Consider the following 502-nt stretch of genomic DNA (forward strand, 5'->3'; position numbering starts at 1 on the left):
GCATACGGCACCTCCTCGCGGAAGCCACCCCGGCCTTGGCCGATCGGTGGCGAGCGATGCCGGAGAGACGTCTCACGCACCCAGGAAGCAACGATTGGCTCCACGGCGGCGTTGCCGTGGCAGGAGAAGCTTGTGTATTCCGTTCGTCTATGGGCCGCACGCCACGCGAGATTGTTTGAGCTCACCTATCGAGCCTTCGAACCGGTGATCGTCAAGCTGCATCCGCTGTGGAAGTCGGTGGGCTACCAGCGTGCCGAAAGGCCAATGGGCAAGCTGGAGAAGCTCGGCAAGGGCTTGCTGTTCGACTGCCAGATGTGTGGTCAGTGCATCCTCAGCTCTACCGGCATGTCCTGTTCCATGAACTGCCCCAAGACCATGCGCAACGGCCCCTGTGGAGGCGTCATGCAGAACGGGAATTGCGAGGTGTACCCCGAGAAGCGTTGTGTCTGGGTCGAAGCCTGGGAGGGAAGTCGGAAGATGAAGGAAAGCGACGCGATACAGG

Annotated in this window: 1 protein-coding gene; it reads left to right on the forward strand. The window is 61.2% G+C overall.

Annotation, left to right across the window (positions count from 1 at the left end; all coding sequences use genetic code 11):
- Nucleotides 1–132 precede the first annotated feature (132 nt).
- On the forward strand, nucleotides 133–502 hold a 370-nt coding region (locus tag ACGTN6_RS21120), incomplete at its 3' end, for a methylenetetrahydrofolate reductase C-terminal domain-containing protein (RefSeq protein WP_394595082.1).

This window comes from Halomonas sp. B23F22_20, assembly GCF_043496985.1.
Taxonomy (GTDB): domain Bacteria; phylum Pseudomonadota; class Gammaproteobacteria; order Pseudomonadales; family Halomonadaceae; genus Halomonas.